A 12550-nucleotide genomic window follows, 5' to 3' on the forward strand; every position below is an offset into this window, starting at 1 on the left:
TCATTCCCCCGGCTGCTACCTGCTACCTGCTACTGAGTGCTACCTTCTACATCGCATACACAAGTAATTCGGTCCGGCCTTCCCCCCGCTTCGCCTTGACCTGCCGCATGAACGGAGGCTGCGGCATGTTGTGGGGATTATCGTCTGCTACCAACCCAAGCCCATCCGGATTGCGCGCACTCGGCGCCACGAGGCAGTCCAAAAACGGCTTCAGCCCGCCAAGGGCGTTATCCCAGTCCAGGTGACCAACGCAATGTCGGACAATTTCGAGCCGCGACACCGCGACGGTTTCCTTTATTCCCGAACCCTGTAGCGCGCAATACACCCTGTCGCGCCACTTGTTGCGAAAAGCGCGGTAGGCATGGAAGTGCAAGCCCTTAATGACGTTGTTTGACGGGGTCTCTTCAGGAAGCCAGAGGTGGTATGTCAGATTGCCGCCCTCCTGCCATCCCGGCGTGGACGCTCCGCCCTCGACGTCATAAATCAGCACCTCTGTTCGGCCCTCTCCTCTGCTGGAGACGACCTGCTGCATGTACGGGGCGACCGGCATGTTGCGGGGATTGTCGTCGGCGATGAGACCCAACCCATCCGGGTTGCGCGCGCTCGGTTCGACGAGACAATCAAGCAACGGCTTGAGGCCTCCATACGCGTTGTCCCAGTCGAGGCCCGAGCTGGCACAATGCCGGACGACCGTAAGTCCTGCGTTGCGAATCGAGCTGGCGGGCCGCAAACCTCGCAGCGCCGCGAGCACCATCGTTCGCCACCGCTTCCGCAAGGCCCGATAGGTATGGAAATGCATGCCCTTTATGACGTTGTTCGAAGGCGTCTGCTCAGGCAGCACAAGACGATAGACGAGCTTGCCAGGGGTCGGGGGCGCACGCGTTTCCACTGGGGTGAGGGACATCGGTGGTCTGCCCGCCTCAGGACTGTTTCGCCGACTTCACGGCGGACTTGTCGCCGCTTTGAGCTTTCTCGTGCTTCACGAATTCCTTGTCGTCGCTGATAAGCGTGTCGAGAATTCGCTGCACAAAGTAGTTCATCTTAAGCTTCCCGCCCAGATGACCCTCCTTGTACGCCTTGTACGCGCGCAAACGTTCCATCGTCGTCTTGGGCAGGCCAAGCGTGACGCGTTCGATGTCCTCTTCTTCAATTTCCAGAACGAGTTTTGGCATGGTGAGTCTCCGGTAGGCTAGAACGCGACGCTGGCTTTACAAAAGGCGTTGCGCTGTTTAGCAGATGTATATTAGGGTTAAGGCTTTACAAAAGCAAGTGGTCAACGAACGACACTGCAGAAACGCAGAAGCCTCGGCGGTCGCGAGGCTCCGGTTTCTGTGCTCCGGCCGACAAGTTACTCCGCTACTTCTTCCGCGCGTTTTTGCGGGGGCTCAGTCGGCTCAACCTCGAACGCAAGAATGGTCAGGCCGACTCCTTGCGTTCCGTCCGCCTTCTCGTAAATAGAGGTGTCAAGGCGGCCCTTCACGTGAACATACATGCGCATCCCCAGCATGTCGCCAGCAAGGTCGTCGATGAAGGCGTTGACGTCGTACCACGTCGTTTTTTTGTTGTCATCCTTGCCAAAGTTCTCGGCCACACGGAACCGATAGTACGGTTTGCCGCTCTTCGCAATCTTCTTCTCGACGTTGGAACCGATGTTGCCTTTGACTTCCATTTGCGGTGCTCCGGGGGTGCTTGACCGGCTTCGCCGGCCTCGTGTTCATGGGAAGACGCCACTTTTGTAAAGACGAAAAGAAAGGCGCTTACCTCGTATAGCGACCGCATTCGGATTTTTATACAAACCCAGCAAAAATCTTCACTTTTTTCGATAGCAATCGACAAGGCTCTGCAGGGCAGTTCTGCGCGTGACATCGTTGCACCGGTTCGCGCAGAGAGGCGCCGCTAAAAGACGCCCTCCTCCCGCGTTCGCTATACATGTACGAGACGTAGGTCTCCAATAAAAACATCAAGGGCAAAGAGAGCGGTTCACAACCGAACAAAAGGTGAAACAATGAAAGGTAACAAGGACAGCAACGTTGTAGGAGCCGGAGCCGGAGGCGGCGCCGAAGCGGGTGCAAAGCGTGAAGCACCTGTGCCGGCGCGATGTCTCGGGTGGACGGGGGGGCTGTGGCAAGAAGATATGAAAAAACCCGGTGGCGTGCTGTTGGCTATGTTGTCAGCCAAAGCTGCTGAACTCGGACATAGCCAAGCCGAGATGTGCGAAGCGCTCGGATACACGGGCGGTTACATCTCGCAGCTGCGAGGTGGCGCGCGCAAAACGGTGCACATCCAGGACGAGTTTGTCACGGCGTGCGCCGCGTATTTGGGTGTTCCTCGCATCACGGTACAGGTAGCGAGCCGTCGCATGTCGCCGTTGGACATGTATGCGGACCCGCACGAAGCGTTGCGCTGCGTGCCGAAGGCAATCAAGTGGATTCAAAAGGACGAGAAGTATGGTCCGCTGGTTCCACCTGAGCTGCCTGACCTGTCGCCCCAAATGCAACTATTTGTGGTGTTTTTGTACGAGGCAGCCACCAACACAAAGTTGCTTCCCGGGTACGAGGACCCCGAAGAGCTGACGCGGCAGATGGAAGTATTCATCGAGCAGCACCTCGCGCTGCTTGCGAAAGCGGAGCGCGAAAAAGCTAACCGTCTGCAACAGCTGACGGGAAAAGAGCCGTTGGAAGCGTGAAAGGATGTCTAGCCCCGATGCAGGACCCACTGGCACCACCTACCCGTAATCAGGCAGTAGACCATGTCTTGATTCTAAAAACCCCTAAGCTTCGGCTTAGGGGTTTTTCTATGTGCTGACGACAAAGCGCCCGAGTCGCCCGGAGCGTTATCGGGAGAGCAGCTTGATATTGCGCCAGCTATCGCCTCGGTAGACGCGCCCGGACGTCGAAAACAGCACGGAGTTTGCGTTCATCGATACCTTGGTTGTGTCGTATTCGGCAGTCGGCGCCAGAACCTGCAGGAAGCGCTCAACGATGAGCGTATAGAGCTGCAGGTCCTTTCCTGACAATGCTTGCACGTTGTCCGTGGGAACGATTGCGTGGTGGTCTGTGAGCTGTGACTCATCAAAAACCTTCTTCCGATACTGTGGCCCTTTTGCCATGACAATTGACGCGGCGTCGGGGAACATTTTGGTGAGGCCTCGCAGAACGGCAGGAATGCCTGGAATAAGGGTTGGGTCCAGATGCTGGCTGTCTGTTCGTGGGTAGCTGATGACTTTCAAATCGTTGTACAGACGCTGCGCCACCGCGAGGGTTTCTGCCGCACTGAATCCGAACGCGGTGCTTGCATCTTTCTGCAGCGCAGGCATGGAGTAGGGATAGGGCGGTTCGTCAGCGCCGGGGGAGGTCTCGACGCGCAGAGGTGCGGTGGCGCCTTTTGCGAGTTCCAGGCGGCGCTTCGCTTCCGCTTCCGTCCGCATCGCGTTTTCGCTTTTTTCACCGGGCGCGTGCTTCAGCTTGAGCAGATGTCCGTTCGCGGTTTTGACCTCCGCAACGAGCTCATAAAAAGTCTGCGCCTTGAATGTTTCGACTTCGTTATCGAGCCTCACCACCAGATACAAAACCGGCGTCTGGACGCGGCCGACGGAAAACATCTCGCCAGTATTCGCTGCCAGCGTTACGGCACGCGTCAGGTTGATGCCCCAGAGGAAGTCGGCGTGCTGGCGGCCCAAAGCTGCTTCGTGCAACGGAAGCTTAGCCTCGTTTGGCAACAGATTGGCGAGAGCCGTCTTGATACCGGCGTCGGTAAGGACGGACGTCCACAGGCGCTCTATCTTTCCCTTGAATTTGCAATATTCGAGCGTCTCGCGAGCAATCAGCTCACCCTCACGGCCGGCGTCAGTTGCGATGACGACTCGCTGTGCGCCCTTGAGCAGTTCCTTGATGACCTTCACCTGGCCGGCTTTCTTCTTGTCGACCGCATTTTTCCACACCTCAGGAATCATCGGAAGTGTGTTCCAAGCCCACCGCTTCCAGGCTGGATTGTATTCGTGCGGCTCGAGGCCTTGAAGCGGGTGGCCAATCGTCCACGTGACCTTGTCTCCGTTCTTCAATTCGATGAAGCCGTTTTTTCTTCCTGCCGCTCCGAGCACGCGCGCAATATCGGCGCCTTGAGAGGGCTTTTCCGTTAGCCACACAGTCGTCATTTCAGACATCTTCCTTTGGTTGTTTCAGTAGGGCGCTTTCACCTGTCGAACGGAGCAGGACTTCTGCTGCCGTGACTTCCGTGCAGCCTTCCCATATCAGGGGCGTTCGTATCTGTGCGCGAGCGAACACGATGTTGTGCAACACGCCATCGCCGTAGTCCGAGAGAACTGGCATCACCTCGCGTCGCAGATACGAACAGAAGGCGGCCTCATGTCGCTGCCGCGCGTCGAAGAGGAACACGACGCGGTCAATCACCGTAGTTTCCGCTGCGTCCAGCCACACACCGGGGCGCAGCGCGATGCGCATCATATTTGCGATATCGGCGTCTGCCTTTACATTGGACTCGACCTCAATCCAGTCTGCGGCAAAACGCGGGCCGTTATAGCCCCGGCTGCTTGCGGGATAAAGCACAAGGCCGTCAGGGAATTTGTTGAATCGTTCTTTCAACCCGGCGCGGGTCGCCGGTGCGCGTTGTTTGAGAATGGCATATTCTCCGAACACTTGCGCGCCCTCGCGCAGTTTCTGGATGAGATAGTTGGTTCCCAACGCGCGATGATAGAACTGCGGTCCGTCAACACTACTGAGGTCGCGGCCGTCTGCGGACTCGTGTCCGGACAAGGCAAGTCTGCGTACGCCGCGCAATGCGACTACGAGGGACTTTCCGCCGAGTGCGTTGGGCCGCTCCTCCAGTTCCCTACGCGCAAGCAGTCGCCGCACCGTGATGGAGCACATCTTCTTCGCACTCTCCGGACTCGAAGAAGGCCACACGGACGCAGCAATCTCTGCACGCCGCAAGTGGCCGAACCTGCTCACCATCTGGAGCACGCTTTCCTCGTTCCATTCTGCGACAACTCGACCATCAATCTTTGTGGGATTTTTCGGCTTATATTTCATCGGTTTTCAAGGGTACCCCTCTTCCCTTAGCCCCTTCCCTGGCAGGGTAAGGGGGTAGTGGAAGAGGGGCCGTGCGGAGGCCTCAAGTATAGCTTCATTTGAAAATCCGTAAAGTATCGGGAAAATTCTTTGTAAAGGAGTATAGCCACTGGGCGGTGGGTGCATGCGTTTTCCGGGGCGAAAAACCTTGCCCCTCCTGCTGCGCACTCGCCCCTCCGGGGACATTAGCTTGAGCGTTTGGAATCCGGTTTCCCGAACCCCCGGCGAGGCCCCGGCTTTACCGCTTCGCGCTGCGGCAAACACCGGTTTTCTCGAACGGGGCAGGGGTTGATACGCGGCGACAACTCGGCGGCTTTACGGGGGGGATAGTGCGACAAACACGTTGAGGAGCGCGTGAGGCGATGTCAAGGGCGAACGAGGCAGGGACGTCGCGAACACCGGGACCTACCGTGGCAACGACAGCGGTTTGGAAGCGGGGTGGCAAGCTGCGCTCCTCCACGAGCCGCCGCTGCGCGGGGCAACAGGAAGGGCGGATAGGAGATTGAATGGTGGTACGCAGCGCGCCGACCGGACCGCGTGTGCGGCCCGGCACCACCGCTGACGCGGCCGGCACGCGACGGATGCGATTCACATTTGGCTGCAGCTGTGCGCGCTGGCGCGCGCCACAGGCCGCCCCACCGGGGCGTGTTGAAGCCGTTGGTACACCGGGTGGCGAGCTACGCTCCTCCACGGCGCCTTGCTGACGCGGCGCGGAGGATATTTCGGTCTCAGTTTGAGGGGGCGGTGCCCCGTTGGCCGGTCCGCTGGGGCGTCCCGGTTTTACCGCTTCGCGGCCGACGGGTCCCCTCCCTTATACGGCTGTCGCCTCGCCCCGCCTGAACGGCGGGGTACTGCTGGCTATGGTGGCATAACGACGGAAATGGGTATTAGCTTGAGCGCGGCTTCCCCGATATCCCTGCCCCGGGGTTCGCCCGGCTTTACCGCTTCGCGCTCGTGCAGACCGTCTCTGCATGGCGGCGGCATTCAACCCTTCGCGATGTTCGCGTTTGTGCCTGCGATGGACACAGGGGGCCGTTGCACGCGCGCCCCCGGGCGGCTCGTTGCGGCTTCTACTGGCTCGTCACTGCTTCGAACGGCTGCGCGACTGGGTACGCGGAACTGCGATACCGGACAGGCCCCTGCTCCTTGCGCGCGCACTTGGTTTTCCGTTGGCCGCATCGCGTCCCGTTTTGGGATTGGGTCTCAGTCTGATGGCCGGTATCCGGTTTTCCCGCCCGCCGTGGATGCCCGGTTTTACCGCTTCGCGCGACGATTGCGGATGGCAGCGAGGCTTAATTTGCGGCGTTTCAAGCCGGGGTGGACAGGGGCCTGGCTGAACGCACCGGTTCGCGGAGGACAGGTAGATTGGCCGTCGAAGTGCTCCGGTCTTTCTCGTGCGGCTCCTGTCCCTGCGCTTATCTGTTTCGCGGCTAGCCGATGTTCCGGGCATGCGGGTGAGAGCGCAGCGGAGCTTGTGAACGCGAACCCTCCGGTCGATGAAACATAGGGCTGCGCGGCGCGCATTCGAGCGAAGGGGGGCGCTTCGGAACGTGCCTGCGAAGGTGACCGCGAGTGCCTATCGTAGGGCTTCTACGGAACTCCTTTTCCGGCGGCCGCCCCCCTTGTGCACGCTGTACTGTTCTCCCCTGGTTCGGGAGAAGGAATGCTATGCGGAGGTCTGTCGGTGGCGAGGCTTTGCCGCGTGGGGTGTTCGTGCGCGGGTGACTTTGGCTCCCTCGCTTTTAGTTGCGCGGGGTAGTTCCTTGAAGGCAGCTTTGCCAATGGGGTGTGAATTTCGGCGCGTGGTTTTTTGGTGATTTTCGGTGGTGCGCGCGTGGCCGGGTAGCGCTTCGCGGTAGACGCTGAGGAGAACCCGACATCAAATCACGGGAGCGGCGGAGCCGGCTTTTTCGAGGGCAGATTTGCCGCCGGGAGAGCATCGCGCTCTCTATCGGCTGGCGTGAAATTCGGGCTGCCCACGACCTGCCCCATCGCGCATGTCGCGTGCGCCGGTGGCCGAAAGGCACGTGCGCCCGCATCTCATCGCCGGGCCGCTGGCAATCCATGACCAATGACGAATCGACTTTCGGCCCGCCTGCCAGGAGCGGGCCGGAACCCTCCCTCAGTTGAAAGAATCGGCCTCGGGGAGGGGCAGAAAGTAAATTTCCGTAAGCGAATTTCGGGTCTCTGCGTCGTCGACCGTGTAGTCGATTGGCGCATCCTCGAGCGCTTCATATGCCGCGAGGCACATTTGCTCGAGAGTGGTTGTGGCTCTAACTACTGGGCAGCTCCGGGCATGCCCCGGCCTCGAAACTGTTCGACTGCGATGTCGCCTTCTGTTTCGCATCTTCCCCCCTTTTTCGCATCGCGCGCCAGACTTGAGAAGATGCTTTAACTTTAGTCGCCAACACGCCGTAGGACAAGCATTGCGGCGAATTCCTTTCCTGCGGCAGTGCAGCGAAATCTCGCATCTGAGCGTGTGGATGGAATGCAGTTAATGGAACAGTTAATGTGCAAATACCGTGCCCGAGCCATACAATCTGGTTTCAGTCGTGCCTGCGGACGCGAGGTTTTGTACGACCAGAAGGAAGAGTTACAGGCGGCTGTCGACGCTCGGACGACGGTCGTAACGGCGCGCGAACGGTGCCAGACCACGGCGGAAAGTGCTATGGTGGGGGCCGCACTTTCGGGGGCGAGCAGCCAGCCGCCAAAGGGATTGTTTTTTGAAGAGGACCAGTTAAAAAATGAATGTGCAAGATTCCTTGAAAGCCAAATTGAATCCGCAGCGCTTCCAGCAGATGAGCAGCAAGATGGCCGCGCTCGTAGGTTTCATACTGAATGAAGAATTTACCAGCCCGGCCATCGCCGAAGTCTCCATCACCAGCGACGGATATGTGCTGGCCCGCGAGGGGGACGATATCGGCGCGAACGCCTTTCTGGGCGCATACGCGGACCTCGAGTCGAATTTCAGGCGGCTCGTCGACGTGGCCGGACTCACCCCCGAAGAGGCCGAGGAATTCTCACGGCTGTACCGTGAGCATGTGGGTCGAGTCCTCAACTGACGCACGAGCCGGGCAGCGGTCGGCGGCACGGACCGCCCCGGTTTTGCTCTGATTCCGGTCGCACTGACGTTGCGCCGGCGAGGCGACAGCGTGGCTAACAGAGGCTCACGGAGTGGGCCAATCAGCACGCCAGCCGAACCCAATGCAACAGGGCAGTTGCCGTCACGACCGCCCGTGGGTAGCGTCCAAAGCGACCTATACGGAATCGATTTTTCTGTCCCGCTATCTGCAAAGATGGCGGTTTTTTTTGTCCGAAAAGAGAAACGCGGCCGCAGCGGAGCAAAAGCTCCGGGCTGTCCAGGCTGAATCCGGCTGCGGTCCCGTAATGACCCGGCCATTGCTCTGTCCCGGCGTCCCCGAACCCAGCAGTCCACCGGTCCAATCGGCTACCAGTGAAACCCGGTGGCGCCCCCGCTGAAACGCGTCGTAACGCACACTGAATCCCGCGCGCAGGGCGCTACTATGCCCACAAATAGAACGAAAACGGGGCCGGGTGATGCCAAAAATGTCGTTGTGGTGGATACGCGTGGCGGTTGTGATGTCGCTGTTGTGGTGCTGCCTCGTCTATCTCTTGGCGGCCCCGGGCGGCCACCTGTCCGGACCCACATTCGTCGAATGGGGTGTGCTGCCGCTAGTTCTCACATGGGGCGCCGGCTGGGTCCTTTCTGCACTTCGAGCTCGACGCATGGACACCGGCGAGGCCTCGGAATCTACGCCAAAAAGTGCAGTGGAAACAGAAGCTACCAACCCTTCTGCGATGACCCGCTTTTACGCGCGCATGTTCGACCTCACCCTCTGGTCGTTCCTGGTGGGGTACCCGCTCGCCTACGTCCTCGGCCTGTGCGTGCCGGTCTTCGCCGCTGCGGTCGACTCGCAGCTCGTTGCTACCGTCCTCATCGTTACCGCAGTCTTCGTCCTCGTGTCGCTGCCCGTGAACCTGTGCTTCGACGCCCTTGTTTATCGCTGGTTTGGCAACACGCCGGGTAAAGCGCTGCTCAGTCTGTCGGTGCGCACTACTGCGGATGAGCGGCTGTCGCCGGCTCAGTACATGAAACGAAACTTTGCGATGTGGGCGCCGGGCTTCGGGTTTGGGTTGCCGCTTGTGTCGATGGTGGCGCTCGGCGCGAGCGGCCACTCCCTTAAGCAAACCGGAGCCACCCGCTGGGACAGGGAAGGAGGCTACAGGGTAGTTGGGACCCGCCGGCAGGCGTGGCGGGTGGGCGTGTTTATCGTGCTGGGCTTGCTGATGACCGTCATTTCGCGAATGGAAGGTCAAGAAGCGGCAAAGTCGCTAGAACGACTGCTTCTTGCGCAGCCGGCCGGTAATCTGGAAAGCGAGAATTCCCAACCGATTACACCGCCCCAGACTACGCTCACGGGCGACCAACCCGTGGCTATGCCCGCGCCGCCAGTGGCCGTCGCGGTACCGACGCCCATAGCGCCGCCAGTGGCAACGGCGCAGAGCGCGCAGGCAGTCACATGGAAAAATCCAATCTCAGGACTGCCGGCCCAGTTCGACGCCCGCTGGAGTGAGAACCGGTCGCTCGAAGGCAGCTACGACTCCTGGGTATTCGTGAGTGCCGGCGGCGACGAAGTGGTGAGCGTCGACTCCGCCCCCGTCTATGACTTGATGACGAACGGACAGGTGGTACGTCTTCATCAGTCGGATGGCCCTGTAGTGAGCATTCAGAGAATTGTTGAAAGCGGCAGGGATGTCTGGGAGGGCCAAGGGGTAGGCTCCCTAGACCTGCAGAACCGGGCTCTGAACCCCTATGTCGATACCCGGGGCGTTACTCACCTCCGAACATACGCCCGCATCTGGGCCTTCAAGGGAAGCGGAGGTTACTGGCGGGTCACGTATGCGGCTGACGTAGCGACCCCGCAGAACGAAAAAGACTCGCATGATTTCTTCACCGCTGTATTGAACTCTACCCGACGCGACCAGGAACCTGACCCGGCTGAAGGTCCGAATGGCAGCGCGCTTACGTGGCTGAACCCCGTTTCCGGCCAAGCGGTCAGGCTCGACGCGCGTTGGCACCGCAATCCCTTCTTGCCGGATAAACAAAACCCATGGGCCTTTGGCTCCCTGCATTGCGCGAGTTCGGCCGGACCCTGCTCCGGCGGGGAGGAGCAGGTCGGTGTCCGCTATTTCCCGGACGAGGGCACCAGCTCAGAGTCGCTGCAAGCCTACGCGCAAGCGATGCACGCGGCCGGTGACCCGATTTACCCGCTCCTGGTCAACAGCCATGAGGTCGTCGAAAGCGGCAGGCGGGTGTGGGAGGGTGAAGCGACGGGCGACGCGGGTCTTGTCTACCACGCCACCCCGGAATTCGTGCGGTTCTGGCTCTTTAGAGGAAACGGCGGTTTCTGGCGTGTCAGCTATTCGGCAGAGGCGGCGTTTCCGCGAGCTGAAAAAGACGCGGAAAACTTCTTTCACGCGGTGTTGAGTACGACGACGCCGTAGGTTGGGCGTGAGGTTGAGCAGGCGGCGCGCGGGTCGGGAAGAATCATGAATCGCCGTGGTGAAAAGCCCCTCCTGAGCGCTCATCGGGCTGGCGGCGCGGTGAAGCGGCCAACCTGCAAAATGAGCGTGAAAAGCCCCCGGCAGCAGTGCTGCGCGGGGGCGAGAAGTAAAGGCTTATGCTGCTTAGAGTGAGAGCAGCGCCCGGCCGAGGGCTTCGCGTTGGGTCTCGGTGAGCAGGCCGTCAGCGACGAAAGCCCAGGCCGCCGGTCGGTCGTTGATGATGACTTCTTTGTCCGGAACCGCGAACAGCACGCCCGGGAACTGGTCCGCGAGCGGCTTCATCCCCTTCAGCAGAGCTTTGACGACTTCCTCGTGCGGCTTGAGGTTGCGGTCGAACTCCGAGTCGCCGGATGACTCTCCTTCTTCGCTTTCCTTCGAGCAGTATTCCGCCTCGAACAGAACGCCGAACTGGCCGTTCTTGCGCACGATGAAAGTGAGCTCGTCCCACATCTGGGCACGCAGGCGCTCGAACAGCGCTTCATCGTCCTCAAGCTCCTCCAGCGGCTTGTTGGCAGCGTTGTGGTAGTTCAGCTCGCCCCATCGGTCGGTGAGGTTCTGCGAGATGAGCCAGTCCACCGGCTGCACCGGCTCATCGGGATTTCCACCAACCGGCTGCACCATGACAACGGGGTCCGGTACGACCTTCGGTGCGCGCACCTGGAGCACCGTTCCCAGCGGGTAGCCCACACGGTCAATGCCCTCGTAGCCGATGACCACGCAGTCCGGAGTTTCCCGGTCCACATGCGCGACGACGGCGTATTCCGAGTCAGCTGTGGGGTGGTTCTGAAGGAACGGGCACGACTCGAGGTCGACCCGATTGCCCACGACCAGGTCTTCAACATTGCGGGAAATCGTTTCCATCTATTGCTCCTTTTTGAAAAGGCGGCGCGCCGGTAGTCCTTTACAGGGTGACGGTGCTTATCCGCATTGGTTAAATGTCCTCAACTGCGTATAGCGGATGGGACAAGCGGCCTCGTCGGGTCGGCTCGGCGGCGCGCGAGCGGGTGGACAGAGCTGGTGTCAAAACAGCATGTGGTGGACAACAAGAAGCCGCCTGACAAAGAAAACGCCGACCCAGGAAGGTCAGCGTTTTTGTGACGCTTTCACAAACGGTTCAGGCCGTTCGTGGAGAATTTAGCCACTCCTGCGCCAGGCTGCGCGCCGCTCGCTCCAGTTTTTTGTCGGTCCGAGGGGCGGGCGGGGCCACGTTAAGGTGCAAAACATATCTCACTATGGCCCCGCGTTGACCGAAGCCAACGACAATGGCTTTTCCCTCGTAGCTCGCAATCAGGGGGCTGTCGAGAAACAGTCCTTTGGCCGGTCGACTCATCTGGTCGACACTTGGGTCTATCAGATGCCGTTCTGTCAGGCACACGACATGGCCGACGAACCGGTTCTTGTCCAGTTCCTTCCGGCCTACAAAGTCGTCGGACGATTCGGGCAGTCCCACGCCCACCGCCCAATAGCCGGGCTCTGACATCAACGCTTCGGCATCCCGGCCCTCGGCCACCGCCTGCGCAAGCAACGGAGTCATCGCAGTCGCCTGACAAACGGCCCGTTTGACGCCCAGGCCCAGGTGATGTGCTGTGCGCTCGAACAGAAATGCGCTTTCAATGCACGATGTCGCCTTATATCGCGATTTAACCCACGCGCGACATTGCGTTGCAAGTTGCAGGGCGTCGACATTCGGCTCGGTTTCTACGGATTTCATTGGCACAAGAAACACGTTCAGAAGACAGTTTTTCATTGTAACCGCGAGCGGGGCTTCATCGATAGCGTCTGATGTGTGATTTGAAACCGGCGGGTCCTCCCGCTGTTTTTTCTTTGCCCAAATGAAAACCGCGACCCCCTGGTGGGCATCGCGGTTAATCACAAAT

General features: G+C 59.9%; 10 protein-coding genes. 3 read left to right on the plus strand and 7 right to left on the minus strand.

All coding sequences use genetic code 11. The annotated features are described in order from the left end of the window. Nucleotides 1–46: 46 nt before the first annotated feature. The 3 genes from F6X40_RS17235 to F6X40_RS17245 all read right to left on the minus strand — a co-directional run bounded on the left by F6X40_RS17235 (nt 47) and on the right by F6X40_RS17245 (nt 1669). Nucleotides 47–904 (minus strand): hypothetical protein, encoded by an 858-nt coding sequence (locus tag F6X40_RS17235; protein ID WP_187628654.1) that lies wholly within the window; start codon nt 902–904, stop codon nt 47–49. 16 nt (nt 905–920) lie between these two features. After that, nucleotides 921–1172, minus strand: coding sequence for a hypothetical protein (locus F6X40_RS17240; protein WP_187628655.1), 252 nt, complete (start codon nt 1170–1172; stop codon nt 921–923). A 176-nt stretch (nt 1173–1348) separates the two neighbouring features. Next, entirely contained in the window at nt 1349–1669 is a 321-nt protein-coding gene (locus F6X40_RS17245) for a single-stranded DNA-binding protein (protein ID WP_187628656.1), read from the minus strand. 336 nt (nt 1670–2005) lie between these two features. On the opposite strand from F6X40_RS17245, the gene F6X40_RS17250 reads away from it, so the two are divergent. Beyond that, nucleotides 2006–2686, plus strand: coding sequence for a helix-turn-helix domain-containing protein (locus F6X40_RS17250; RefSeq protein ID WP_187628657.1), 681 nt, complete (start codon nt 2006–2008; stop codon nt 2684–2686). Between the two features lie 147 nt (nt 2687–2833). Here F6X40_RS17250 and F6X40_RS17255 read toward each other — a convergent pair whose 3' ends face one another. Both F6X40_RS17255 and F6X40_RS17260 read right to left on the minus strand, forming a co-directional pair. Then, on the minus strand, nt 2834–4153 hold the full coding sequence (locus F6X40_RS17255; RefSeq protein WP_222946101.1) for a DNA topoisomerase: 1320 nt from the start codon (nt 4151–4153) through the stop codon (nt 2834–2836). 1 nt (nt 4154) lies between these two features. Beyond that, nucleotides 4155–5048, minus strand: coding sequence for a hypothetical protein (locus F6X40_RS17260; RefSeq protein WP_187628658.1), 894 nt, complete (start codon nt 5046–5048; stop codon nt 4155–4157). 2783 nt (nt 5049–7831) lie between these two features. Here F6X40_RS17260 and F6X40_RS17265 point away from each other — a divergent pair. Together F6X40_RS17265 and F6X40_RS17270 are read left to right on the plus strand one after the other, a co-directional pair. Beyond that, complete coding sequence (locus F6X40_RS17265; RefSeq protein WP_187628659.1) at nt 7832–8149, plus strand: hypothetical protein; 318 nt, start codon at nt 7832–7834, stop codon at nt 8147–8149. Between the two features lie 685 nt (nt 8150–8834). Further along, nucleotides 8835–10613, plus strand: a complete 1779-nt coding sequence (locus F6X40_RS17270) for an RDD family protein (protein ID WP_187628660.1) — start codon at nt 8835–8837, stop codon at nt 10611–10613. A 183-nt stretch (nt 10614–10796) separates the two neighbouring features. Here the strand turns inward: F6X40_RS17270 and F6X40_RS17275 are convergent, their stop codons facing one another. Together F6X40_RS17275 and F6X40_RS17280 are read right to left on the minus strand one after the other, a co-directional pair. Continuing rightward, nucleotides 10797–11534 (minus strand): hypothetical protein, encoded by a 738-nt coding sequence (locus F6X40_RS17275; protein WP_187628661.1) that lies wholly within the window; start codon nt 11532–11534, stop codon nt 10797–10799. 253 nt (nt 11535–11787) lie between these two features. Continuing rightward, nucleotides 11788–12546 (minus strand): hypothetical protein, encoded by a 759-nt coding sequence (locus F6X40_RS17280; protein ID WP_187628662.1) that lies wholly within the window; start codon nt 12544–12546, stop codon nt 11788–11790. Between the last annotated feature and the right edge of the window lie 4 nt (nt 12547–12550).

The organism is Paraburkholderia sp. UCT31, from assembly GCF_014397655.1.
Classification (GTDB): Bacteria; Pseudomonadota; Gammaproteobacteria; order Burkholderiales; family Burkholderiaceae; genus Paraburkholderia; species Paraburkholderia tuberum.

Excerpts from the sequence above, each read along its gene's own strand:
- F6X40_RS17270 (WP_187628660.1), top strand. The coding sequence starts at position 8,835 with ATGGACACCGGCGAGGCCTCGGAATCTACGCCAAAAAGTGCAGTGGAA.
- F6X40_RS17245 (WP_187628656.1), bottom strand. The coding sequence starts at position 1,669 with ATGGAAGTCAAAGGCAACATCGGTTCCAACGTCGAGAAGAAGATTGCG.
- F6X40_RS17255 (WP_222946101.1), bottom strand. The coding sequence starts at position 4,153 with ATGACGACTGTGTGGCTAACGGAAAAGCCCTCTCAAGGCGCCGATATT.
- F6X40_RS17250 (WP_187628657.1), top strand. The coding sequence starts at position 2,006 with ATGAAAGGTAACAAGGACAGCAACGTTGTAGGAGCCGGAGCCGGAGGC.
- F6X40_RS17240 (WP_187628655.1), bottom strand. The coding sequence starts at position 1,172 with ATGCCAAAACTCGTTCTGGAAATTGAAGAAGAGGACATCGAACGCGTC.
- F6X40_RS17265 (WP_187628659.1), top strand. The coding sequence starts at position 7,832 with ATGAATGTGCAAGATTCCTTGAAAGCCAAATTGAATCCGCAGCGCTTC.
- F6X40_RS17260 (WP_187628658.1), bottom strand. The coding sequence starts at position 5,048 with ATGAAATATAAGCCGAAAAATCCCACAAAGATTGATGGTCGAGTTGTC.
- F6X40_RS17235 (WP_187628654.1), bottom strand. The coding sequence starts at position 904 with ATGTCCCTCACCCCAGTGGAAACGCGTGCGCCCCCGACCCCTGGCAAG.
- F6X40_RS17275 (WP_187628661.1), bottom strand. The coding sequence starts at position 11,534 with ATGGAAACGATTTCCCGCAATGTTGAAGACCTGGTCGTGGGCAATCGG.